Origin of the sequence: Nocardia sp. NPDC057668 (assembly GCF_042799795.1) — a bacterium.
Classification (GTDB): domain Bacteria; phylum Actinomycetota; class Actinomycetes; order Mycobacteriales; family Mycobacteriaceae; genus Nocardia.
Genome location: NZ_JBHVIC010000009.1, coordinates 63,794 through 88,981, shown reverse-complemented (window position 1 = coordinate 88,981; position 25,188 = coordinate 63,794). Strand labels below are relative to the sequence as shown.

Here is a 25,188-nt window from a genome sequence, read left to right as displayed (position 1 = left end):
CGAGTTCGGTCAGCTGTGCTGACCACCGTGCCCGGCCCGGTCACCACGGCGAACAGATCGCGCGGCAGTCCGGGCGGCCGGTAGTTCGGCATTGGCGAGCGAGGAGTGGCACCGGCGAACCGGGCCCACGCGAACGGCTGGACCGTGTGCGCCAGTTTTCAGCGGCACAACCGGAGTCAGGTGATCGTCGAAGTCGGAGGGCTGGCCAAGGGGCGGCAGCGTTCGGATTATCCGATAGCCGTTGCGGGCAGCGGAATTGCCGAGATCGGTGCCGTGGGAGGTCGGCTGGCGCTGCATCACCGCCCGGCCGTCACTCCTGTTCGAACGGTGTGCCGATCCGCAGGCGGTTGCCGTCGGGGTCGGTCAGCTCCACCTCTCGTGCCCAGGGTGCGGTTTCGACCGGCACGCCGAACTCCGTTGCCACCGTGTCGATATCGCGGACGCGGAGGTAGACCAGGGTGTTCGGGCGGGCGTCGCCCTCGTGTTCGGAGAGGAAGAGTTTGACCGGGCCGCGGGCGACCTCTACGAAGGCGGGGAACGCGGGTTCGAAGCGGTGCTCCCACCGGAAGGTGAAGCCCAGACGTTCGTACCAGCGCACCGCTGCCGAAGCGTCGGCCACGCGCAGAACCGGAATTGCCTCCTCGTGCATGGGGAGAATCCTCGCACGCGCGGGCGCTGTTCCGGCATGCGCGGACCTGCGCCCGTGGTGCCACAGCGCCACCGCCGCACGCTGATCGAGGAATGGGTGCCGCGTCGACGCCCGATTCGAGGGAGTAGGCCCGGGCACCCGGCCGATCGGTCGATGACCAACGGCGCCGGCGGCGCAGCGGTCGATCGGCCCGCGGCAGCAGAACGCGGGCGGGGGTAATGCGGCGATCGGACACCGCGAGATGGGTCGCGCACCTCGGCCGCGGTACTTCACGCGCAGGTCAGTGCCCGGGCTGTGCAGTAGGGTGGGGCGGCGATCAGGTGGAGGTGTTGCGGTGGGACGGGTGCTGGCGCAGGGTCAGGTATTCGCCGGGTATCGAATCGAGCGGTTGATCGGGGCGGGCGGGATGGGGGAGGTCTACCTCGCGCACGACCGGGACCTGCCGCGCATGATCGCGCTCAAGGTGCTGGGTCCCGCCGTGTCCGACGACGCCGATGTGCGTTCGCGTTTCCTGCGCGAGGCCGACACCGTGGCGCGGTTGTCGCACCCGAACATCGTGGCCGTCTTCGCGCGCGGGGAGGAGGCCGGGCAACTGTGGATGGCCATGCAGTACGTGGACGGCACCGACCTGTCCGCCGTGTTGTCCGCGGGCCCGGTGCCGCCCGAGCGCGCGGTGCGCATCGTCACCGAGGTCGCCAAGGCCCTGGACCGCGCCCACGCCTCCGGTGTCCTGCATCGTGATGTGAAGCCCGCCAACATTTTGCTCGCCGCGGGCACGGGCGCGGAGGTGTTCCTCGCCGACTTCGGCATCGCCAAGGTGCTCGACCACGTCGGCGAGGCCACCCGCACCGGCCAGCTCTACGCCAGCCTGCGCTACGCCGCCCCGGAGCAATTCGAAGCTCGCACCGCCGTTTCCGCCCGCACCGATGTCTACGCGCTCGGCGGCACGCTCTACCACCTGCTCACCGGCAACCCGCCCTACGCGGGCGAGAGTCCGGGCCAACTGCTGCACGGGCACTTGAATCTGCCCGTCCCGCAACCCACTTCCAGCCGGTCCGAGCTTCCCGGCGGCTTCGACACCGTCGTGACCACCGCCCTCGCCAAGGACCCGGAGCACCGCTTCGCCTCGTGCGGCGAGCTGGCCGCCGCGGCCCAGCAGGCCCTGGCAGGACTGCCGATCGCGGGTGTTCCGGATGCGGCGCCCCGGCCGGCCGCCGACGCGGACAACGCCGCGATGACGACCACCGTTCTGCCCAGGGTGGGCGCGGAACTGGTTGCCGCGCACGCCTTCTCGGGCGGAGGCAGCCGCTGGCCCGCCGACGCGCCGACCGAGCGTGCCGACGTGGGCGGCCCGGCCGAACCCCCGCCCGCGCCGCCCGAGAACCCGTCCCGTCGCCGCGGCATTCTCGCCCGGACGGCCCTGGTGCTGGGCTGGCTCGCCCTCGTCATCGGCGTGACCGGCATCGTCCTGCACTACACCTCGTGGCGTTCCGAATACGTTGTGCTGGCAGCCTCGTTCGCCTCCTTCTTCATGCTCGGCTCCGTCGTGGCGGTGGCGCTGTTTCTGGCGGCGCGGCAATGGCGCACCGCGGCGGGAGCTTTGGCCGCCGTCGCCGCCGCGCTCTGGACGCAGTTCCCGATGCTGGTGCCCGACGGCACCGCGCCGCCGGGTATCGACGTCACGGTGATGCAGTCGAACATCCTGTTCGGGCACGCCGACGCGGACGCCATCGTGCGCGAGGTTCGCGAGAACGGCGTCGAGGTTCTGACCCTCGCCGAACTCACCCCCGAGGCCCTGGCCCGCCTCCAAGCGGCGGGCCTGGAAACCGAACTGCCCTACTACTACGTGGAACCGGCCGCCGGCGGCCAGGGTTCGGGCGTCTACAGCAGGTACCCGCTGCAGGACGCGAGCAGGCTTCCGCGGTTCTCCCTCCACAGCATTCGCGCCACCATGCTGCATCCGGAGCGCGGGCCGATCACCGTGTTCCAGTTCCACCCGGTCCCGCCGAATCTGAACTACCCCGCCTGGCAGGCCGAGATGCGCGAACTGCGCGACGTCCTCGATCAGCAGCCGGGCAAGGTCATCGTCGGCGGTGACTTCAACGCCACCTACGATCACACCGCGTTCCGGGATCTGTTGCGCGGCAGGTATGCCGACGCCGCCGAACTGGTCGGCGTCGGCGCGATGCCGACCTGGCCGGACAATCAGGCGTGGGGTCGTTTCCCGCTCATCGGCATCGACCGGGTGCTGGTCGCGGACGGCCATGCGACCGAGGTGCATTCGGTGAGCATTCCCGAGACCGACCACCGCGCGGTCATCGCGAAACTGCGTCTCTGAGAACGAAACCCGCCCTCGCACGATGAGACTTCGCTCTCGAGTATTGCGAGATCGCGCATTCGAGTGACTCCGGGGGCGGATACTCGTAATCGGGGAGGCGGCCGAACCCCGCCGTCTCGAGATTCGGACCATACGGTCCGGGGCTTTCCTCGGGAGGCGAGATGCGCGTATCGCGTTGCCGGGCGGCCCTGGCCGCGGTCCTGCTGCTGGCGGGGCTGGCGCTCACCGGCTGCGAGTCGGTGCGAGTTCCAGGCACACAACGGGTTTCGGATCGCGTGGACAATCCCTTCGAGCTGGACGGCGCCGCCTCGGCCACCGGACCCAGCGGCCCGCGCTCCGGCGTGCAGGACGCGACCCTCACCGCCGCGAACGGCGACGGCGGCCCGGTCGATCAACTCGTCCTCAACACCCTGTCGGATCTGCGGGAGTACTGGGAGCGCGAGTACGCCAGGACCCTGCCCGGGGCGTTCACCCCCGTCGGCAAGTTCCTGTCCTGGGATGCCACCGCCGCCCGCGCGCAATCGCCGACCTTCTGCCGCGACAGCACTTTTCAGCAGATCAACGCCGCCTACTGCGGGGTCGATCAATCCATCGGCTGGGATCGCGGCGTCCTGCTCCCGGAGCTGATCCGCAAGTTCGGCCCCATGTCCGTGGTGATGGTGATCGCGCACGAGTACGGGCATTCGCTGCAGGACCAGGCCCGCCTCAACGGCATGCTCACCCCGACGGTGGTGCGCGAACAGCAGGCCGACTGCTTCGCCGGCGTGTTCATTCGGCATGTGGCGGAGGGCGATTCGCGCCACTTCACCATCAACACCACCGACGGGCTGAACAACGTGCTCGGCGCGACCATCGCGGTGCGCGATCAGGAACCCGGCGGCGCGGGCGACGAACACGGCACCGCCTTCGAACGCGTCACGGCCGTGCAGATCGGCTACACCGAAGGCGCGGACGCGTGTAAACGCATCTCCCGCGAGGAATTGGCGCAGCGACGCGGCACCCTGCCCACCAGCTTCCTGCCCGGCGAACAGGAGACCCAGTTGCCGGTGAACCGGGCCTCGCTGGATCTGCTGACGCAGTCGCTGGCCCGGGTGTTCCCGCTCGGCAAGGCCCCGGTGTACGACTACGCGGGGGTGAGCGGGCGCTGCTCGAATACCACCGCGACCGAACCGGTGTCGTTCTGCCCGTCCACCAACACCATCGGCGCCGACGTTCCGGAGCTGGCCAAGCGCGCCCGCGACCGGGACGACGGCGGACTGCTGGCCTCGACGGTCGTGGGCGACTACAGCGCCTTCGTGGTCTTCATCTCGCGGTACACCCTTGCGGTGCAACAGGATCGCAAGCTGGACCTCACCGGCGCGGAGACCGCGGGCCTGCGCGCGGCATGCCTGTCGGGGGCCTTCACCACCAGTCTGAGTCAGCCCGGCAACGACCTGCGGCTGTCCGCGGACGATCTCGACGAGGCCGTCTCCGGCCTGCTGGCCGACGGGCTGGCCGCCGCGGACGTGAACGGTTCGGTGGTGGCGAGCGGATTTGTCCGCCTGGAGGCTTTCCGCACCGGCGTCCTGGACGGCGATGCGGCCTGCCTCAGCACGTACGGGTAGGTCGCGCGGCGCGTACCGAAAGTATCGATATGTCAACGGATCACGCACACGAGGCTGCCGCACGACGAACAGCGGTGACTCCTACGGCAACCTCGAACCCGCCCTCCGCGAACTCGCGGGTCCGGCCCGCGCCCGGCTGCGCGAGGCCACCGGCCGGCGCGGTCGGCTGCCCGAGCGTTCGGATGGCGCCGCACACTCGACTCACCGCCGCCGGGTGTCCGGCCCGGCGGGTGCCGTCCGGGTGCGTCGAGCACCCGAACAGCGTTGCCGCACAGGGTAGAAACCTCAGGCGGGCAGGTGCGCCTCGAGCCACTGCACCGTATCGGTGAGCACCTTGTCCTGCTCCGGCTCGTTGAAGATCTCGTGGTACAGCCCGTCGTAGCGCAGCACCGTCTTGTCCGCCGAGGCCGCGCCCCGCTCGACCAGATCCGCGCCGACGGGGGAGACCAGCCCGTCGGCCAGCCCCTGCTGGAGCAGCACCGGCACGGTCAGCCGGTCCAGGTGCGCCTGCACGAATTCCCCGGCCTTGAGCATCTCGGTCGCGGTCCGCGCGGGCACGCTGCCGTGGAACACCAGCGGATCGGTGTCGTAGGCGCGCACCACCTCCGGGTCGCGGCTCACCAGCGACGAATCCAGCTTCACGACCGGCAGATTCGGGGCCAGCTTGGAGATCACGGGGGCCAGCAGCTTCTGCACGGCGTTGCCCGCGTCCACCACGATCGCGGGCGCGGACAGCACGATGCCGTTCACCTCGACGGGCGCGCGGGTGGCCCAGTAGGCCACGGTGAGCCCGCCCATGCTGTGCCCGATGACGAAGCGCGGCAGCCCCGGATGTTTGTCGGTGGCCAGCCGCAGCAGCGCCCCGACGTTGTCCGCGGCCCCGTCGAGCGATTCGACGTTCGCCTTGCCGCCGGCCGAGCGCCCGTGCCCGATGTGGTCGAGCGCGTACACCGCGAACCCGGCCTCGTTCAGGCGCGCCGCGACGTGGGCGTACCGCCCGGAGTGCTCGGCGTAGCCGTGCACGATCACCGCCACCGCGCGCGGCTCGCCCTCGGGCAGCCACGCCTGCCAGTACACGCGCCCGCCCGCGCCCTGCAGCTCGCCGGTCTCGTTCCGGGTCATCCTCGTCCCTCTCGGTTCGGTGGTCGCCGCCGCCGGCCCGCCCATCGGCGCGGTTCGCCCGATATGTCGTTCCCGGCCGAGCCATTCTCGCGCACTCATCCCCGAACCACCGCCCAACCGCCCGCACTCGCCGAACCCCACCCGAGTGGTCAGCGCCGACGGGCTGGAGATCCGGTTTCCGGTGCGACACCCGCCAGGGCCGGTCCGGGGCGAGGCCGGCCGGTCGATCGGCAGCCGGGTCAGTCCCGGGGCGCGGCGAGCCGGTCGATCAGGAGCCGGTTGAAGGTGATCAGGCGGGCGTAGTTCGCGCGGGAGATGCGTTCGTCGCTGCCGTGGATGCGTTCCAGGTCCGCGCCGGTGAGGATGATGGGCGCGAAGTTGCAGCGGGTTCCGGCCAGGTCGTCGTAGTGCCGGGAGTCGGTCGCACCCGGGACCAGGCCCACGGTGACGGCGATGCCGGGCACGGTGGCTTCGGCGACGGCGGCGACCAGGTCGAAGACCGGGCCGGCGGAGGGGGTGGCCGAAGGCTCGGAGGACGCGCCCGCCAGTTCTACGGTGATCTCCGGGTCCCGAATCACCTTGCGGCAGTGCGCCAGTACGTCGGCGACCGAATCACCGGGCAGGATGCGGAAATTCACGAAGGCTTCGGCCTTCTGCGGCAGCACATTGGGTTTGACGCCGCCGCGGATGACGGTCGGGGCGGTCGTGGTGCGCACCAGCGCTTCCGACTGCGGACGCGCGGCCATGATGCGGGTCACCGCGGGCGCGACGAACCGGGCGATCGAGAGCAGGCTGCGGCGCGGCTCCTTCATGACATCGCGCAGCCGCGTGAGCATGTCGAGGGTGACCGGGGTGAGCCGCAGCGGGAACGGATGGTCCTGCACCCGCGCCACCGCCCGGGCCAGCTGACCGACCGCGGTCTGGCGACCGGGCATCGAGGAGTGCCCGCCGATCGCGGCGATCGAGAGCCGCACGGTGGCATATCCCTTTTCGCCCACCATGATCGTGGCGACCGGGGTGTCCACCCCGTCGGCGACCCCGGTGGTGATCACCCCGCCCTCGTCCAACAGCAGTTCCGCGTGCACCCCGGCCTCGCGCAGCCGCGCCGCCATCCGCACCGCGCCCTGATCGCCGAAGACCTCCTCGTCGTGCCCGAACGCCAGATACACGGTGTCCCTGGGCTGTACGCCCGCGGCGAGGGCGGCTTCCACCGCCTCCAGGATCGCGAGCACCCGGCTCTTGTCGTCGATCGCCCCGCGCCCCCAGATGAATTCGGCGTCCACGGTCCCGGCGAACGGCGGATGCGTCCATCGATCCGGGTCGTCGACGGGCACGACGTCCATGTGCGCCAGCAGAATCGCCGACGTGCGACCGGTGTCCGCGCTGCCCGGCCAGCGATAGAGCCTGCTGTGGCCGAACAGTTCGCACTCGAGCCGCGCGTGCACCAGCGGGAACGACTCCTCGAGATGAGCCGCGAGCCGGTCGAACTGGGTGTGGTCGGTCGCGGAGTCGTCCTCGCGCGAGACCGTCACGCAGCGCAGCGCGACGGCCAGGCGTTCGGCGGTGGCGTCGTCCACGGTGGTGGCGGCGGGAGCGGTCCGGGTCATCTGTCACCTGTCCTGGGCGGGAAGTCGGCGGTCACCTGAGTATTCGCGATGAGGTCCGGTGCCAGTGTGACCGCCTTCTCCGCGCGCCACTTGGGAATGCCCTCCGCCATGGTGCCCGGCAGATCCGCCGCGCGCGCCGTGCCCAGCAGCGGCAGCCGTAGTTGCGCGGCGGTGACCGTCACCCGGGACAGGGTCGGCGTGTGGGTCCACATGTCGTCCACCACGTCGGTGATCCGCACCCCGATCCGGTGCCCGGCCGCCAACGGCCAGTCCTGGGCGAGCATGCGCACCTGCGCGGTCGGGGTGACCGGCGCGATGCCGCGGGTGATGACGGTGGCCCGCCCGGCGGGGTCGATGTCGTACAGCTCCAGCGCGACCGTGGCTCCGCTCGGCCCGTCGAGGCTCACCGTCGCCGAGGCCGCGCCCGCCAGGTGCTCGTCCCGCGCCAGCGGCTGGGTGACGGTCCAGATCTCGCGATCGGGCCCGGTCACGAAGCCGCGGTCGAGGTAGCTGCCGGTTTTCAGATCGACGGTCACCGAACGGTTGTCCGCCGGGGGCCACGCGGTTTCCGACCGCCAGCCGCCGTCGAACTGCCCCACCGTGATTCGCGGTCCGGGGACCGTCACGTCCTTGCCCGCCACGTGTTTGTCGAAGAAGGCGAGCAGTTCTTCGTTGAAGGTGGACCGCCCGCATTTGGCGGCGCAGTCCCGATGTCCCCACTGCCCGAACCAGGCCTTGTGCTCACCGGGCCCGAGCGCGTTCCACACCTCGAAGACGCGATCGGCCCGGGTGTTGTAGTCCAGGAATCCCTGTCCGAGGAACAGCGGAATGGTGTTGCCCCGCAGGCGTTCCACCATGTCGCGATCGCGCCAGAACTCGGTGGCGCCGTCGTGGTTCATGATGCCGTCTAGGTAGCCCTGATAGCAGCTCGGATCGATGGTGACGGCGTTGGTGCGGTATTCGGCCGAATCCTCCCAGTGCGCGGGCGTCGTGGCGATCAGCAGATGTTCGATGCCCGCGAGATCGCCGGGCCGGATGCCGGTTTCGGTGATCGGCTTGCCCGAGAACTTCCACGCCTGACCCTGCATGTACAGGTAGGAGTACGGATCGACCACCGGCGCGAAGGACGCCACCGCGGCCAGGCCCACGGGCTTCTCCACCAGTCCCATGAACCCGGTCCAGCCCTCGTAGGAGATGCCGTGCAGGCCCACCTTGCCGGTCGACCAGGGTTGTCCCGCGGCCCATTCCACCGCGGTCTTCACGTCCTGCCGCTCGCCCGGGCCGCCGTAGTCGGGGCAGCCGTTGGAGCCGCCGAAGCCGCGCAGGTCCGCGATCACATAGGTGTATCCGGCGTCGAGGAACGTATCGACCTGGAGGTTCTCCACCGACGGCCCGCCCTCGGGACGCGGCAGGGTCAGGTAGGCCAGGTGCGCGCGGTACGGACTCACGGTCATGATGACCGGGGTCCGCACGTCGTCGGCGATGCCGGCGGGCCGCAGCACGTCCACGTGCAGTCGTGTCCCGTCCGGGGTGGTGATGTACTCCTGACGCCACTGGTAGCCGGGTTCGGCCGCCGCCTGCCCGGGCGCCACCAGTGCCCCCAGCACCAGTAACAGTCCGACCAGGGCGCGCCACAACACCATCCGCATGATCACCATCTGACCCTGCCGGTTCCCGGGGCCGCGAACCAGCCCCAGGAATCGGGGTGCCGGGCGGTTACACCGGGCGCAGGTTGATCATCTTGCGCAGGCGGGCGCGGTCGCGCTCGAGGCGACGGGCCTCGTAGGCGATGGGGAAGTAGCGGACGCGTTCGGGCAGGTGCGGCACGGTGCGGCCGATGACCCAGCCCAGCGCCTTGAGCTTGCGCTCATCGCTCGCGGTCCAGGTCAGGCCGAGCTTCTCGCGAATGATCTCGGGGGTGGTGCCGACGGTGAAGAAGTACTGCATCTTGCCCAGCGGGGTCGCCGCCACGTTCCACAGCGGGTGCAGCACGGCCGGAACCTGCTTGGGCGGGGCCAGGGTCTGAATGACCTTCAGGTAGTCGTAGGCCACGTTCGTCACTTCGAGATGGTTCTCGACCTGGTCGTAGAACCACGGCTCCCACTCGGCGTAGGTCGCGGGAATCTCCTTGGGCGCCACCGAGAAATTGCGCATGAGCTGTACCACCTCGCGGTAGTACGACTCCTTGTCGGCGTCGGTGAGCTTGTCGTCGGAGAAGTACTTGTTGCCCTCGACGAAGGCGTGCACGGCCGTGTGCAGCACCCAGGCCCACGGCCCCGAGGCCAGCGCCTGGTGCTTGCGGCCCTGGCCGTCGGTGGAGTTGAGGGTGGCGTGCATGGTCCGCAGTCGCGCGGCCTCGGCCAGCGCCTCCTCCCCGCCGTAGATCCACATCATCACCGAGGCGACGCTGCGCGCGGCCCGGCCCAGGGCGTCGGTGCGGAAGCTGGAGTGCTCGTCGACGACGGCGGCGATACTCGGTTCCATCGTCTGCAGCAGGAAGGCCGACCCCGCGGTGAGCGAGAAGGTGATCAGCCCGGTGTCCTCCCACATGCGAGTTCCGGGGGTGAAGACCTTGCGCTCGGGGCGGCCGGCCCCGGACGCGTGCTCGATCGGCGCTACGGCGGCGGTCATGGTGATCTCCTTTGATCACGGTCCTGCCGGAGCGCCACGCTCCGGCGGGACCGGTCTCCGACAAGATGAGAGGGATACGGTCGAATCTTCTCATCATCTCGGCGCGGTGGCAACCGTCACAGCCGACTCGATTCGATCACCAAGCGCGCCAGAACTATTCGGTGCCCCGGATGATTCGACGGCGTAGGATCGCGGCGATGAACAGAACGAGCGCGATGTGACCACCGAATGGGACGCGTTCGCGCTGGCACTGGCACGATGTCTGGCGCAATTGCCGTCCCGGGCCACGCTGATCATCGCGGCCACCGGAAATCGCTACGTGCAATTCCAGCAGTTCGATATCAAGCTCTCCGCCGAACTCACCGGCAATTACTATCTCGCGGAACCGATTCCGGAAGCCGCCGCGCAGAAACTCCGCGACCTGGGCTGGTCCGCGCCCGCCCTGCGCCGCGAAATCGAGAACTGGCGGCGCTCGCTGCTGTGGCCGATCTCGCGCGGGCGACTCGAGGAGCTGGCCCGCTCGGTGGTGATCGGCCTGCACGACGCCCTGGGCATCGAATCCCCGGGTCAGCTGCGGGCCGTCGGCTGGACCGAAGCCTCCGATGACCTGGACCTGAGCGCCTTCGACTCCATCGTGCCCCGGGGGATCGGCTGACACCTTCGAACCGCGAGCAAGTTTCGACTTGACAGTTACTGTCACAAAGGGAGATGCTTGCACTGCGCGGCTCGTCGTGGACGGCAACCAACTCCACGGTCGCGCGACAGCGACAAGGAGTGCCGATGTCCCTGCGGGAGCGGCAACGACGACAGATTCGGGCCGACATACAGCGCGCGGCCTTCGAACTGTTCGCCCGGCGGGGTTTCGACGAGGTGACCACCGAACAGATCGCCGCCGCCGCCGGAATCTCACCCAGTACCTATTTCCGTCACGTCCGCAGCAAGGAAGATCTGCTGCTGGACCCGGTCCGCGAGGGTGGCGCGGGTATCGCCGCGCTGCTCGAGGAACGGCCGAGCACCGAATCCGCCGACGTGGCGCTGGCCCGGGCGATCGAGATCCGATCCACCACCCTGGCCGCCGCCGAACTCGAACAGTGGCGCGCGGCCTTCGCCACCGCGCCGCACCTGCTGGACCGCGTCGCGCTCATTCCGCCGGAGCATCGCACCCGGCTGGTCGAGCTGGTCGCGCAACGTATGTCGCGCGATCCCGCCCTGGACAGCAATCCCGGACTGCTCGTGCACCTCATGCTGGCGGCCGCCGAATACGGCTACCTGCAATGGCTGCGCGCCACCGGCAATCGCGAAGCCTCCCTGCTGGTGTGCGTCGAAGGGGCCCTGGCGGCCGTTCTCGACGAGCGCTGGCGCGCCTGATCCACATCTCGTCCTCTTCACCTTTCACCACCTGAAAACCCTGGGGGTTCACCAGTCATGCAGCACAACGATGCGGACGCCTACGACGTGATCGTCGTCGGCTCCGGCGCGGCCGGAATGGCGGCCGCGCTGGCCGCCGCACACCACGGCCTGTCCACCCTCGTCGTCGAAAAGGCCAGGCACTGGGGTGGTTCCACCGCACGTTCCGGCGGCGGCGTCTGGATTCCCGGCAACTCGGCGCTGCGCCGCGACGCCCCGGCCGACAATCTCGAGGACGCGCGTACCTACCTGCACCACATCGTGGGGGACAAGGTCGACCCCGCGCGCATCGACACCTACATCGACCGCGGACCCGAGGTCTTCGACTTCCTGGTCGAGCACGCGGGACTCCGGATGCAGTGGGTGCCGGGCTATTCCGACTACTACCCCGAAGCGCCCGGTGGTCGTGCGCACGGCCGTTCGGTCGAGCCGACGCCGTACAACGGCAAACAGCTCGGCGCCGAACTCGCCAATCTGGAGCCGGATTACATTCCGGGACCGCGCAATTTCGTCGCCACCCAGGCCGACTTCCGCCAGATGCACCTGGGCCTGCGCAACCCCCGCGCGCCCTTCCGAGGCGTGAAGATCGCCGCCCGCTGGCTCAAAGGCAATGTGCTGCGCCAGCATCTGCTCGCCCGGGGCCAGGCGTTCAGCGCCATGCTGCGCGCGGGTCTGCAGCGGGCCGAGGTGCCGGTGTGGCTCGACACCCCGCTGGTGGAACTGCGCGCCACCGACGGCCGGGTCACCGGGCTGGTCGTGCTGCGCGAGGGCGCCGAACTCGAACTCACCGCCCGGCGCGGAGTCATCCTCGCGGCCGGCGGATTCGAGCACAACGAGACCATGCGCAAGCAGTACCAGCGCCAGCCCATCGGCGTCGACTGGACCGTCGGCGCCAAGGCGAATACCGGTGACGGCATTCGCGCGGGCCAGCAGCTCGGGGCGGCGGTCGAATTCATGGACGACGCCTGGTGGGGTCCCTCGATTCCGCTGCCGCGCCAGCCCTGGTTCTGCCTGGCCGAGCGCAATCTGCCCGGCAGCATCATCGTCAACGAGCACGGCGAGCGGTTCATGAACGAGTCGCTGCCCTACGTCGAAGCGACCCATCGCATGTACGGCGGCGAGAACGGGCAGGGCGAGGGCGTCGGCGAAAACCTGCCCGCCTGGCTGGTTTTCGACCAGCGGTACCGCAACCGGTACCTGTTCGCGGGGCAGGCGCCGCGCCAGCCGCTGCCGGGTCGCTGGTTCAAGGAGGGCGCGGTCAAGCGGGCGGCGACCCTCGAGGAGCTCGCCGAGCAGATCGGGGTGCCCGCGGAGCGGCTGCGCGCCACCGTCACTCGCTTCAACGGTTTCGCCGAGCAGGGCAGGGACGAGGACTTCGGCCGCGGCGACAGCGCCTACGACCGCTACTACGGCGATCCGCGCAACGCGCCGAATCCGAATCTCGGTGCGCTGGACAAGGGTCCGTTCTACGCGGCCCGGATGGTGCCCGGCGATCTCGGCACCAAGGGCGGCCTGGTCACCGACACGGTCGGCCGGGTGCTGCACACGGACGGCTCGATCATCGAGGGACTGTGGGCGGCGGGCAACGCCAGCTCCCCGGTCATGGGTCACACCTATGCCGGTCCCGGCGCGACCATCGGACCCGCGCTGGTGTTCGGTTACCTGGCCGCGCTCGACGCCGCCGGGGTCTCGAAGGTGAACTGACCCGAGCGGAACGGGCCCCCGCACGCCGTGCGTGCGGGGGCCCGTCGTGCACTGTGATCGGTCAGGAAACCAGGTTCTTCCGCAGTTTCACGATGGTCCAGGCGTCCAGTCCCAGACCGTCGGTAAGGAAGTCGCCGAAGTCGCCGAACTGCTCCTGCACCTGCGCCACCGCGATATCGAGGTACTCGGCTCGCACCTCCTGCAGCGGAATCAGCAGATCCGGGTTCTGCATGATCCCGCCCTGCTTCAGCTGCGCCCGCAGCGCGGCGTCGGCCGCCGCCCGGTACTGGTTCGACAGCAGATAGTCCTGGCGCGCCACCGATTCCGGTACGCCGACCGCCCGCAGCACCACGTAGGACAGCCAGCCGGTGCGATCCTTGCCCGCCGTGCAGTGGAACAGCGTGGCGGTGCCGGTGTTCGACAGGTCCTTCACGGTCTGCCCGAACTTGGCCAGCGAATCGGCGTCGAAGAAGCTGCGGTACATGTCGCGCATGATCTGCTCGGCCTTGCCGTCACCCAGTAGCGCCTGCTGCTGTACCGGATCCTTCGACTGAATGGCCTGGTACATCTTCGCGAACATGCCGTTGTCCTGGATGGGCCGGGCCACCAGGGGCACCCCGGCGGGCAGCCGGTCCGCGCCCAGGGCCTGCACCTCGGTGGGCACCCGCAGATCGATGACGGTCTGCAACCGCAGCGTACCCAGCTTCTGCACGTCCGCGTCGGTCAGCTTCCCGAGCGCGTCGGCCCGGATGATTTTGCCCGCCTTGACCTTTGCCCCGTCGTAGGTCCGATATCCCCCCAGATCCCGTACGTTCACCGCCCCCTGGAGATCGATGCGCGCCGGGCCCCCTGCGGCGGGCGCGCCCCCCGCCGTGCCGCCCACCCAGACGGCGGCCAGTCCGATGGTCACGAATAATACGAACAGCATTTTGCCGAGCGAGAATCTCGCCCGCGAATCAGAAAAATTCCTCACCCGCGAGACAGTATGGGCGGCTTACCAGCCCACGGCCGATACCGGGTAATGCCTCCGCTCAGCAGGACTCGCCAATCACTCACCGAGATTGGCTCTGGTGCGGCAATAACTCGACGACTGTGCGAAAACAATTATGGTTCAGCATATTTCGGACAGGAATAGAATATACCGGTGTTCCCGTGCGCGCCCGGCGGTCTAGGTGCAGGCCGGTGAGGTGGCCCCGGTGTTCGTCAGCATCTGGCAGGCCCAGGCCAATTGCAGCTTCCAGCGCCCGTTCTCGGCGACGAAGGGGATGACGGCCTCGCCCTCGACGGGTTTGCCGTTCAGGGACAGGGTCGCGGTGGCCTCCATGAGGCCGTTGCCGGCGTAGCGCACGCTCGTAACGGTCATCTTCACCCCATTGCTCACCCCGGCCTGCGCCATCTTTGTAACCAGCTCGGGGTCGGCATTCGAACCCTGGACCACGTCCAGGGCTTGGGCGCGTGGCGAATTCGGGTCCAGGGCCAGCGTCAGGCCCAGGTTCAGATCGGCGACCCCGGGCAGCGGGATGGGCGGCTGGTCGGTGACCGGCGCCGCGCTGGATCGGGTGACCGGTGTCGCGGACTCGCCCGAATCGCCGCACGCGGTCACGCTACCGGTCACCGCGCACAGGGCCGCCGCCGCGATCACAACCCGCACTCGAAGAGATCTGACGCGAAACATGTTTTCCCCCTGTGTCATTCGATGCTCACCGCATCGATGATATTGAGCCGGGCCGCACGCACGGCCGGCGGAATCGAGCCCAGCAGACTCAATCCCACCGCACCGGCCGCGAAGGCCAGCGCGAGCGGGCTCGGCCGGTAGGCCACCTCGAGATTCATGATGTTCGGGGTGAGGGCGTCGAAGAAGTACTGACTCGCCAGGCCGAACCCCAGCCCGAGCACCCCGCCGACGACGCCGATGCCCGCCGCTTCGGCGAGCACCATGCGCAGCGTGCGACGCCGGCTCGCGCCCATGGCGCGCAGCACCCCGATCTCGCGCCGGCGTTCGAGCACCGACAGCGTCAAGGTGTTCAGCAGGGCCACCGCGGCGATCAGGACGATGATCATCCATACGGCGTTCGATACCGCCATACCCTGCTTGGCCGAGTTCTCGACATTGGCCAATGACGTTGCGCCGGAATAGACATGGATGCCCGGCGGCGCCAAGGCCGCGACCGATTCCAGCAGCCGATCACCGTCCGTGCCGGGGACGCCCTCGATCTGCAGGATGGTCGAGCCGGGGCGGTCGAACCACTGCCGCATCTGGTCCAGGCCCATGCCGACGGTCCCGGTCATCGCCGAGAAGTACGACACGACGCCGACGACGCGGGTGCGCTGCGGTCCGCGCGGGGTCTGCACGGACAGTTCGTCGCCGACGCCCACGCCCAGCCCGCGGGCCATGTCCCGGGACACCACGATGCCGTGCCCGGCGACCACCTCCGCCCGCAGCGCCGCGTCGAGCCCCTCGTACAGCGGGTTGACGCTGCCGGTGGCGAGTCCATACAGGATCACCTTCTCCGCGCCGATTGTCGCGTAGGCGACCTGTCCCTCGTTGACGCTCGCCACCTCCGGGACCGCGCCGATGCGCGCCGCCAGATCAGCGGGCAGCGCCGGGCCGGTCGGGAACTCGTCGGGCGGATGCGAGGTCACCCAGACGTCGACCGTGCCGGTCGATCCCAGGGAACCGCGAATCGCGCCGAGGAGATCGTTGTTCGCGCCGGTGATCGTCACCGTCACCGCCACCGCCATGAACACCGTCATCAGGGTGGCCCACACCCGGCGCGGGGCGCGTTCGAGCGAGGTCGCGGCCAGCTCGCCCGCCCGGCCGAAGCGCCGCGCGACCCACGAGGTGGCCGCGACCAGTGACCCGGTCAGGGCGAAGCACAGCATGAGTCCGGCTCCGAAGAACAGGCACAGGGCCACGCCCGAGAAGACGAAGGCGTCCAGGTGCAACCGCACCAGGATGATCGCCACCGTCATGTTGAAGATCGCGGCCCACGCCGCGAACAGGCGCAGCAGCAGCGGAACGCGGTCGGCGACACCGGCTCCGACCGGGGCCAGCGCCTCGACCGGGGACACCTTGTACACCTGGTACGCCGCGACGCCCGAGGCCAGCATGCTGGTGCCCGCGGCCGCCGCGATGGCGATCGGAATCGCGTACAGCGGCAACGAATACGTCATGCGCGCTTCGATCGACTGCATGAGCGCCAGCGGTAGCGTATCGATCGCGGTGCGGCCCAGCAGCACGCCCAGCGCCGAGCCGGCCGCACCGCCGATCACCCCGATCACGGCGGCTTCGACGAGTAGATCGGTGACGATGGTGGAACGCCGGCCGCCGACCGCGCGCAGCATCGAAATGACCGGTCGCCGTTGGACTATCGCCATACTCATGGCGGTGTAGATGAGGAACGCCGCCACGATGAACGCCAGGGCGGCGCCCATCAGGGTCATGTAGCGCAGCATGCGCAGGGCGCCGCCGGTCTGCACGGCTCGCAGGCTCGGCTCCGCGACCAGCGCGCGGTCCGCGACCGCCGCCGTGATCGCGGCCTTCAGATCATCCGAATTCGCCTGCAGTGCAGGAACTATGAGGACGGAGTCGAGTTGCTCGCTGCGATTGGTGACCCGCTGTGCGACCGCGAGCGAGGTCAATACGTAGTGACCGTCGTTGAGCTGCTCCAGTTTCGGCCCGGACAGCACGGCGGCGACGGTGACCTCGCCGGAGCCGATCCGGAACCGTTCGCCCGCCGCGACGCCGACGCCGGGGCCGACCAGGGCTCCGTTGGCGGTGGTCATCAGCGTGCCGAGGTGACGCTCGACCGCTTCCTGCAGGTCGCTTTCCAGGGCCGCGGCACTCGGATCGGCGCCGAGCAACAGCATGGGACCCGCCGCACTGGGCACCTTGGCGCGCAGCATCGGCACCGCGTGCGCCACGCCGGGCACCGCGGCGATGTCCGCGCGCACCGCGGCGGGCAGGCCGGAGTCGGTGACCCCGGAAACCTCCAGCGTCGCCCTGCCCGCGAGGCCGTCGATCAGCTGATTCACCGATCCGGACAGGGAACCGAAGATGCCGAACACCGCGACCAGGAACGCGGCGGACACGGCCATCACCGTGGTCGAGGCGAGGGTTCGCCCGCGATGAACGGCGAACTCGCGCACGCTGAACAGTCGCCAGCGATCTATCAGTGCCGTCATGGGTGACCCACCGCCGCCGCGGCGGGTTCCGGTGCGCCGAGTGCGGTCCCAGCGCTCTCATCACGGACGATGCGACCGTCACCCAGGGTGAGGACGCGGTCGGTGGTGCTCGCGGCTTCCGCGTTGTGTGTGACCATGACCACGGCGTGATCGCCGTGTGCGATATCGGCCAGCAGCGCCATGATCGCGGCGCCGGTCTTGGAATCGAGGTTACCGGTGGGTTCGTCGGCCAGGATCAGCGGTGGATCCATGACCAGGGCCCGGGCCAGTGCCACCCGTTGCATCTGCCCGCCGGACAGTTCGCCGGGCCGGTGTTCGGCCCGGCTACCGAGGCCGACCAAATCCAGCAATTCCAGTGCCCGGGGCTTGGTCGCGCGTAATCCGGTGCCGTCCAGCAATTTCGGGATCGCCACGTTCTCCCAGGCGGACAGCGTCGGCAGCAGATTGAAGAATTGGAAGACGAAACCCACGTGCTGCCGCCGGAATTCGGATTGCTCGTCATCGCCGAACGCGCCGATCTCTCTGCCCCGGAATCGAATCGATCCCGAACTCGGGACATCGAGTGCCCCCAACACATGCAGGAGCGTGCTCTTGCCCGCGCCGGACGGGCCGACGACCGAGACGAATTGCCCGCCGGCGATGTCCAGGCTGATACCGTCCAGCGCCCGCACCGTCTCGCCGCCGATGCGGTACTCGCGCACCACATTCGCGAGTTCGAGCAGCGGCGCATTCGCGGTCATCAGGCTTCTACCTGCGACAACGTCGCCAGCTTGCTCATGGAATTGGTCAACTGGCTGTGTGCGTCGCGCTCGATCACCTGCTCGAGCTGAGCATTGAGCATCGCGCCGGTGAAATTGCCGGCGATGGTCAGCTGCGAGCCGCCCGGACGGCGCTCGATTCCGAAGGTGAATTCGCAGACGAGCCCGATCTCGCTGCGCCCGCACAGGGTCAGCTGCATCGGCGGCTTGAACGCGGTGATGGTCAACTCGAGCTTGTGCGACATGCCCAGCATGCGAATGTTCTGCACCAGTGTGGAATTCACGGCCATCCGCTCGGGCGGCTGCTCGAGGAAGCCGTCGTGCATCAGGAACCACTCCTGCCACGTGGATGTGTTCGCGATGATCGAGTACAGCTGCATCGGGCTGGCTTCCAGCGCTCTCGTGACCTCGAATTCGGCCATTACCCCTCCTGAAGAACGCGATCAGCAAACCTGTCGCGAACCAGCTCGCCCGCCTGTGAACGGACGCGAGCGCCAAGCGCCCGGGCCGTGTCGGCCTGGGCGTGGCAGCGAGCTTCCATCATCCGGCCGTGATTTGCAAGTGATTCCGAGTTGCGTGTACTTCAGATTAACTGAGATCTGTTGCAGCCCCTCCCGGTATGCGGTACCTTCTCGCTCGTCGGCGCAATGACCATCTGGCAGAAGCGCTTTGGGTTGCCGCAGGGGCACTGGAAACTCTCTAATTCTGAATCCCGTTCTAATGCAGAACGGGACATCTCTACCCGCATGGGGGCAGTCGTGGCTGATCACGTTCTCGTTGACGATCCGATCGCGGTCGTCGGTATGGCGTGCCGTTTTCCCGGTGGCATCGATTCACCCGAGGCGCTATGGCGCTTCCTGATCGACGGCCAGCATGCATCCAGCAAGTTCCCGGCCGACCGGTCGATGACGGAGCTGGCCGATATGGCATCGCCCGAGGTGGCCGCCGCCATGGCGCCGATGGGCGGGTTCATCGACGAGCCGGGCGAATTCGATCCCGAGTTCTTCGGAATCAGCCCCCGTGAGGCCAAGGCAATGGATCCGCAACAGCGGATGGTGCTCGAAACCAGCTGGCAGGCACTGGAATCGGCGGGCATAGACCCGACGACGCTGCAAGACACCGATACCGGTGTCTACATCGGCGCGATGGGCGGCGATTACGCGTACCTGATTCCGGGCCAGAAGGACCTGGACCCCGGTTACGTCGCCATGGGCGTGAGTCAGAGCGTGCTCTCGGGCCGGGTCTCCTACATCCTGGGTCTGCAGGGCCCGACGATGAGCATCGACACCGCCTGCTCGTCCTCGCTGGTGGCCATGCACCTGGCCGCGCAGGCGCTGACCGCCGGCGAATGCTCGCTCGCACTGGTCGGCGGGGTCTCGATCATGTCGACGCTGACCGGCTTCTTCGCTCTCGGCCAGCACGGCGCGATCTCCAAAGCCGGTCGCAGCAAGCCCTATTCCGCCGACGCCGACGGATTCTGCATGTCCGAGGGCGTCGCGGTGCTCATCCTGGAGCGACTGTCCGACGCCCGGCGCCTGGGCCACGAGGTGCTCGCGATTCAGCGCGGCGCGGCCGTGAATCAGGACGGCGCCACCAAGGGCCTGACCGTTCCCAGCGCGGTCGCGCAACAGAAGCTCATTCGCGCCGCCCTGGCCGCGGCCGGCCTCGCGCCCACCGACATCGATGTGGTGGAGGGGCACGGAACCGGCACGCCCGTGGGTGATCCCATCGAACTGGAAGCGCTGTTCGACACCTACGGCCGGGACCATTCGGCCGCCGAGCCGTTGCTGCTCGGCTCGATCAAGGGCAACTTCGGGCACACCCAGGCCGCCGCGGGCATCGCCGGCGTGATCAAGATGATCCAGGCCATGCGGCACGGGGTCGTGCCGCCCACGGTGAACGTCAGCGAGCCGACCACGGCCGTGGACTGGTCCGCCGGGACGGTCGATCTGGTCACCTCGAGCGTGCCGTGGCCGGACCGCAACGGGCCGCGCCGGGCCGGGGTGTCGTCCTTCGGCATCAGCGGCACCAACGCCCACGTCATTCTCGAACAGGCGCCCCCGGCGCAGCCGATCACTCCCGTCGAGCCCGGCCGGCAAGTGCCGCTTGCCATCTGGCCGATATCCGGCAAGACCCCCGAGGCGCTGGCCGAACAGGCCGCCCAGCTCGCCGAGCACGTCCGGGCGAACCCGGAATTCAGCTCGCGCGAGATCGGCCACGCCCTGGCCACCACCCGCGCCACCTTCGATCATCGCGCCGTGGTGCTCGGCGGCAATCGCGTCGACCTGCTGGCCGGGCTGGCCGCGGTCGCCGACGCCGCACCGGTCGGGCCGATTCGCGGCCAGGCCGCCGAACGGCAGGTCGTCTTCGTCTTCCCCGGCCAGGGCGCGCAGTACGCGGGCATGGCCGCGCAGCTGATGACCGAGTCCCCGGTCTTCGCCGGTCTCATCGCCGAATGCGAGGCTGCGCTGTCGGAATTCGTCGACTGGTCGCTGACCGACGTGCTGAACGAGGTGCCGGGCGCGCCGTCGATCGAACGCGTCGACGTCGTGCAGCCCGCGCTCTTCGCGACGATGGTTTCCCTTGCGGGACTGTGGCGTTCGCTCGGCATCGAACCCGACGCCGTGCTCGGGCACTCGCAGGGCGAGGTCGCCGCGGCGTACGTCGCGGGCGCGCTGTCGCTGGCCGATGCCGCCCGCATCGTGACCCTGCGCAGCAGGCCGCTGCGCGAACTGGCGGGCACCGGCGGCATGGCCTCGATCAACGCCCCGGTCGCGCGGGTGCGCGAACTACTGGCGGGCATCGACGACATCTACGTCGCCGCCGTCAATTCCCCGTCCACCACCGTGGTCGCGGGCGGCGCGGACAGCGTGGCCGCGGTGCTCGCGCGGTGTGAACGGGACGCGGTGCGGGCGCGCCAGGTTCCGGTCGACTACGCCGCGCACACCTGCCACGTGGACGTGCTGCGCGAGCAGCTCGAGGCCGCCGTCGCCCCGGTCACCGCGCGAGCCACGGACATCACCTTCTTCTCGACCGTCACCGGCGACGTGCTGGACGCCGCGGAGCTGGGCCCGGACTACTGGTTCGGCAACCTGCGCGAGGCGGTGAACTTCGAGGGCGGCTTCCGGTCCGCGTTCGAGTCCGGCTACAACGCCTTCATCGAGATGAGCGTGAACCCGGTCCTGACCGCCGCCATGCACGAATCCCTGGGCGGCTTCGCCGATTCCTGCCTGATCACCGGCTCGCTCAAGCGGGAGGACGCCGGCATCCGGCGCCTGCTGACCTCGGTGGCCGAAGCGCACGTGCAGGGCGTCTCACCGAACTGGCAGGCGATCTATCCGGCCGGCTCGGTGCGCTCGATTCCGTTGCCCACCTACGCTTTCCAGCGGCAGAAGTACTGGCTGGCCAGTGTGTCCGGCTCGGGCGGCGGCAAGCCGAGCGGGCTGGGCCTGGCCGAGGCCGGGCATCCGCTGCTCGGTGCGGTCGTGGAACTGCCCGGCGCGGACCGCTTCCAGTTCAGCACCCGCATCGCCCTGGCGACCCACGCCTGGATCGCCGATCACGCGCTGCACGGCAACGTGCTGCTGCCCGGCGCGCTGCTGCTCGAGCTGGCGTTGCACGCCGGTGACCGGCTCGGTGCGCCGCAGGTCGAGAAGCTGACCATGTACACCCCGGTCACGCTGCCCGCCGAGGGCGCGATCCACCTGCAGGTCGTGGTGGGCGAACTCGTCAAGCCGGGGCGGCGTTCGGTGGCCATCTACTCGCGGCCCGAGGACAAGGACGGCGCGCCCGGCCAGAGTCAATGGAGCCTGCACGCCGACGGCCATCTCACCGCGGTGCCCCGCACCGAGGACACCGACACCCAGGGCCTCGAACTCTGGCCGCCGGTCGGTGCGGTCCAGGCCATGGAGCCCGGTCCCGCCTACGAGACCCTCGCCGCGCTCGGCTACCAGTACGGCCCGGTCTTCCAGGGCATGAAGGCGGTCTGGCGGCGCGGGGACGACATCTTCGCCGAGGTCGCGCTGCCGGACGCGGTGGCCGATGCCGACAAGTACGGGCTGCATCCGGCCCTGCTCGACGCGGCCATGCAGACCGGCTCCGCGGCGGCCGCGCTGATCCCGTCCGAAGCCGGCGCGATCCGGCTGCCGTTCGCGTGGGAGCGAGTCGAGCTGCGCGCGGTGGGCGCGAAGGCGTTGCGTGTCAAGCTGACTCCGGCCGGCACCGATCGCCTGCGCTGGGTGCTTGGCGACAGCACCGGGCGCATCGTGGCGGCGGGCACGCTGCAGGTGCGCACCATCTCGACCACCAAGCTCGCCACCCGCGGTCTGTCCGGACGCCAGGACTCGCTGTTCGGCGTCGACTGGCTGACCGTCCCGGTGCAGCGGGCGCGCTACTCCGGTCGCCCGGGTGACTGGGCCGTCGTCGGCGGTCAGCCACTGGGCGTACACGGGGACGCGCTTCCGGTCACCTACCCGGATCTCCGAACCCTCTATGCGGCAATGGATGTCGAGGGCGCCGAGCCGCCCAAGGTGGTCGTGCTGTCCCGGGTCGCGGACTCGGCCGGCGCCGAACCGGGCGCGCATCCGAGCGCGGCGGTGCGCGCGGAACTCGCCGACATGCTCGGCACCATCCAAACCTGGCTCGCCGACGAGCGTTTCGCCGAGACCAAGCTGGTGGTGCTGAGCCGCGGCGTCCAGGCGGTCGCGGCCGCGGAGGACGTCTCGGATCTGGCCGGGGCCACGGTGTGGGCGCTGGTGCGCAGCGCGCAATCCGAGCATCAGGACCGGATCCTGCAACTCGACCTCGACGAGGCCGGCATCAGCCTCGACCAGCTCGCCACCGCGCTGCACACCGACGAACCCGAACTCGCGCTGCGCCGCGGCGAATTCTTCGGCAGGCGAATCCGTTCCGGCCTCGACGCGGCGGCGACCGCGGGCGCCAAGCTGTCCGGTTCGTGGCGGCTCGACATTCCGGCCTCGGGCAATCTCGACGACGTGGCGCTGGCGGAGGTCGCCGACGACGACACCCGCGCGGACCTCGCGCCCGGCACGGTTCTGGTCGAGCAGCGAGCCGCGGGCCTGTCGTTCCCGGTCGCGCTGACCGGGGTCGCCGCCGGCACCGGCACCCCGGCGCGACTGGTGCACGAGGCCGCGGGCGTGGTGCGCGCGGTCGGCGCGGGCGTGACCGGATTCGCGCCGGGCGACCGGGTATTCGGCCTCTTCGGCGAGATCGCCGCCACCGCGGCCGCCGATCATCGGCTGCTCGCGGCGATGCCCCGGGCCTGGTCATTCGCCCAGGCGGCGGCCGCACCGGTGGCGTATCTGACCGCCCTGCACGGACTTCGCGATATCGCCGGCGGCCGTTCGGGGGAGCGGGTGCTGGTGCACGCCGCCACCGGCGGCGTCGGCACGGCCGCGGTGCACGTGGCTCGGCACCTCGGCCTGGAAGTGTTGGCGACCGCGAGCAAGCCCAAGTGGGATGTGCTGCGGGGCATGGGGTTCGCCGAGGATCACCTCGCCGACTCCCGCTCCGCCGCCTTCGCGGAGCGGTTCGCGAGCGAGCGCGGGGTCGACATCGTCCTGAATCTGCTGCCCGACGCCTTCACCGGGGACTCGCTCGGGTTGCTCGCCGAGGCGGGCCGCTTCGTGGAGATCGCCCGGGACGCGGTGCACGACCCGGCGACGATCCGGGATCAGCACGGGGTGTCCTACGCGTCCTTCGAACTCGGCGCACTGGAACCGAACGTGCTGGGCGGCTTGCTCTCCGAGCTGTCGGCGCTGTTCGACGCCGGCGTCCTCGCGCCGCTGCCACTGACCCGTTTCGACGTGCGGCACGCCGCCGCGGCGCTGCGCCATCTCGGTGAGGCGCGCCATGTCGGCAAGGTGGTGCTCACCTGGCCCACGGCGTTCGATCCGGAGAGCACGGTCCTGATCACCGGCGGTACCGGCAAGATCGGCGGCATCATCGCCCGTCACCTGGTCACCGCCTACGGGGCCAGGAACCTGCTGCTCACCAGCCGCAGCGGCGCCACCGCGGGCGGTGTGGACGAGCTGATCGCCGAATTGGGCGCGGCCGGTGCGACCGTGCGCGTGGCCGCGTGTGACGCGGGTGATCGCGACGCCTTGGCCGCGGTGATCGCCGGTGTGCCCGAGGCGCATCCGATCGGGGCGGTCGTGCACCTGGCGGCCACCCTGGCCGATGCCACCTTCGCCGCGCTCACCACCGACCACCTGGACGCGGTGCTGCCCGCCAAGGCCAACGGCGCCTGGTACCTGCACGAGCTCACCCAGCACCTGGATCTGTCGATGTTCGTGCTGTTCTCCTCGGCGGCAGGCACATTCGGCGCACCCGGTCAGGCCAACTACGGCGCGGCCAACGTGTTCCTGGACAGCCTGGCCCGGCATCGCTACCACCGCGGGCTCCCCGCCACCGCGATGGCGTGGGGCTGGTGGGCCGAGGACACCTCCAATACCGGCGGCATGGACGAGAAGGACCGCGCCCGCCTCGGCCGCATGGGCATCACGCCCATTCCGACCGCGGAGGCACTGGGTCTGTTCGATTCCGCGCTACGCACCGGAGCGCCGTACGTCCTGCCCATCGGCATGGATCTCTCGCTGCTGCGGGTGGCCCAGTCGGTGGCCGAACTGCCGCCGTTCTTCCGGGCGCTGCTGCACGCCCGGCCGCGCGCGACCCAGCAGCTCGGTGATCCGACGCAGCTGGCCAAGCGGCTGGCCGGGCTCAGCCCGGCCGAACAGCACGAGACGGTCGTCGAGCTGTTGAAGACGCCGATCTCGATGGTGCTGGGGTACTCCTCGCCCGATGCGGTGCAGCCGGATCGGGAGTTCACCGAGATGGGCATCGACTCGCTCAGCTCGATCGAGCTCGGCACGCATCTGCGGGCCATGACGGGCGTCAAGCTCGCCAACTCGGTGATCTTCCAGTACCCGACGGTCAGCCTGCTGGCCCGGCACGTCCTGGACCAGATCACCCCGCAGGACGCCGAACTCGCCGATCCGATCATCGCCGAGGTCGAGATGCTGCTCGAGCGCCTGTCCGCCATTCACGACGGCGGCCCGGTGCCCGCGGAGCTGATGGCCCGCCTGAGCGGTTCCATGGGCAGGCTCGGTGCGGCGGTGGGAGCGGCAGAGGGCGCTGCGTGAGCGGCGTCGGGCACGGCCTGAGC

Annotated in this window: 16 protein-coding genes; 6 read left to right on the top strand and 10 right to left on the bottom strand. The window is 69.7% G+C overall.

All coding sequences use genetic code 11. The annotated features are described in order from the left end of the window. Nucleotides 1–310: 310 nt before the first annotated feature. Nucleotides 311–649 (bottom strand): glyoxalase superfamily protein, encoded by a 339-nt coding sequence (locus tag ACFVBH_RS38435; RefSeq protein WP_354984965.1) that lies wholly within the window; start codon nt 647–649, stop codon nt 311–313. Nucleotides 650–983: 334 nt separating this feature from the next. Here ACFVBH_RS38435 and ACFVBH_RS38430 point away from each other — a divergent pair, with 334 nt between their 5' ends. Next, complete coding sequence (locus ACFVBH_RS38430) at nt 984–2,987, top strand: protein kinase (protein ID WP_379010943.1); 2,004 nt, start codon at nt 984–986, stop codon at nt 2,985–2,987. A gap of 161 nt (nt 2,988–3,148) precedes the next feature. Beyond that, a complete protein-coding gene (locus ACFVBH_RS38425; protein WP_379010935.1) occupies nt 3,149–4,591 on the top strand; it encodes a metallopeptidase in 1,443 nt (480 codons plus the stop codon). A 285-nt stretch (nt 4,592–4,876) separates the two neighbouring features. Here the strand turns inward: ACFVBH_RS38425 and ACFVBH_RS38420 are convergent, their stop codons facing one another. The 4 genes from ACFVBH_RS38420 to ACFVBH_RS38405 all read right to left on the bottom strand — a co-directional run bounded on the left by ACFVBH_RS38420 (nt 4,877) and on the right by ACFVBH_RS38405 (nt 9,951). Next, nucleotides 4,877–5,713 carry a lysophospholipase gene (locus ACFVBH_RS38420; RefSeq protein WP_354984968.1) on the bottom strand — a complete coding sequence of 279 codons (837 nt, stop codon included), beginning with the start codon at nt 5,711–5,713 and terminating at the stop codon, nt 4,877–4,879. Between the two features lie 239 nt (nt 5,714–5,952). Then, complete coding sequence (locus ACFVBH_RS38415; protein ID WP_379010928.1) at nt 5,953–7,320, bottom strand: M20/M25/M40 family metallo-hydrolase; 1,368 nt, start codon at nt 7,318–7,320, stop codon at nt 5,953–5,955. Then, complete coding sequence (locus ACFVBH_RS38410; protein WP_354984970.1) at nt 7,317–8,969, bottom strand: CocE/NonD family hydrolase; 1,653 nt, start codon at nt 8,967–8,969, stop codon at nt 7,317–7,319. The genes ACFVBH_RS38415 and ACFVBH_RS38410 overlap by 4 nt, the downstream gene beginning before the upstream one ends. Before the next feature lie 67 nt (nt 8,970–9,036). Further along, the gene (locus ACFVBH_RS38405) at nt 9,037–9,951 is read right to left on the bottom strand and encodes an oxygenase MpaB family protein (protein ID WP_379010917.1); all 915 of its coding nucleotides are present in this window, start codon (nt 9,949–9,951) and stop codon (nt 9,037–9,039) included. Between the two features lie 217 nt (nt 9,952–10,168). Here ACFVBH_RS38405 and ACFVBH_RS38400 point away from each other — a divergent pair, with 217 nt between their 5' ends. The 3 genes from ACFVBH_RS38400 (at nt 10,169) to kstD (ending at nt 13,062) form a co-directional block, all read left to right on the top strand. Further along, nucleotides 10,169–10,606 (top strand): hypothetical protein, encoded by a 438-nt coding sequence (locus ACFVBH_RS38400; protein WP_354984972.1) that lies wholly within the window; start codon nt 10,169–10,171, stop codon nt 10,604–10,606. A gap of 125 nt (nt 10,607–10,731) precedes the next feature. Continuing rightward, nucleotides 10,732–11,319, top strand: coding sequence for a helix-turn-helix domain-containing protein (locus ACFVBH_RS38395; protein ID WP_354984973.1), 588 nt, complete (start codon nt 10,732–10,734; stop codon nt 11,317–11,319). Nucleotides 11,320–11,376: 57 nt separating this feature from the next. Next, nucleotides 11,377–13,062, top strand: coding sequence for a 3-oxosteroid 1-dehydrogenase (gene kstD / locus ACFVBH_RS38390; RefSeq protein ID WP_354984974.1), 1,686 nt, complete (start codon nt 11,377–11,379; stop codon nt 13,060–13,062). 61 nt (nt 13,063–13,123) lie between these two features. Here the strand turns inward: kstD and ACFVBH_RS38385 are convergent, their stop codons facing one another. The 5 genes from ACFVBH_RS38385 to ACFVBH_RS38365 all read right to left on the bottom strand — a co-directional run bounded on the left by ACFVBH_RS38385 (nt 13,124) and on the right by ACFVBH_RS38365 (nt 18,427). Further along, nucleotides 13,124–14,035 carry a tyrosine-protein phosphatase gene (locus tag ACFVBH_RS38385; protein ID WP_354984975.1) on the bottom strand — a complete coding sequence of 304 codons (912 nt, stop codon included), beginning with the start codon at nt 14,033–14,035 and terminating at the stop codon, nt 13,124–13,126. 195 nt (nt 14,036–14,230) lie between these two features. Then, nucleotides 14,231–14,713 carry a hypothetical protein gene (locus ACFVBH_RS38380; protein WP_379010887.1) on the bottom strand — a complete coding sequence of 161 codons (483 nt, stop codon included), beginning with the start codon at nt 14,711–14,713 and terminating at the stop codon, nt 14,231–14,233. A gap of 38 nt (nt 14,714–14,751) precedes the next feature. After that, on the bottom strand, nt 14,752–17,247 hold the full coding sequence (locus ACFVBH_RS38375) for an FtsX-like permease family protein (RefSeq protein ID WP_379010880.1): 2,496 nt from the start codon (nt 17,245–17,247) through the stop codon (nt 14,752–14,754). Continuing rightward, nucleotides 17,244–17,987: an ABC transporter ATP-binding protein gene (locus ACFVBH_RS38370; protein WP_379010874.1), complete on the bottom strand. Its 744-nt coding sequence runs from the start codon at nt 17,985–17,987 to the stop codon at nt 17,244–17,246. Before ACFVBH_RS38370 ends, ACFVBH_RS38375 begins: the two co-directional genes overlap by 4 nt. Next, nucleotides 17,987–18,427: an SRPBCC family protein gene (locus ACFVBH_RS38365; protein ID WP_379010868.1), complete on the bottom strand. Its 441-nt coding sequence runs from the start codon at nt 18,425–18,427 to the stop codon at nt 17,987–17,989. Before ACFVBH_RS38365 ends, ACFVBH_RS38370 begins: the two co-directional genes overlap by 1 nt. A gap of 336 nt (nt 18,428–18,763) precedes the next feature. On the opposite strand from ACFVBH_RS38365, the gene ACFVBH_RS38360 reads away from it, so the two are divergent. Beyond that, nucleotides 18,764–25,165, top strand: coding sequence for a type I polyketide synthase (locus ACFVBH_RS38360; protein ID WP_379010863.1), 6,402 nt, complete (start codon nt 18,764–18,766; stop codon nt 25,163–25,165). Nucleotides 25,166–25,188 lie beyond the last annotated feature (23 nt).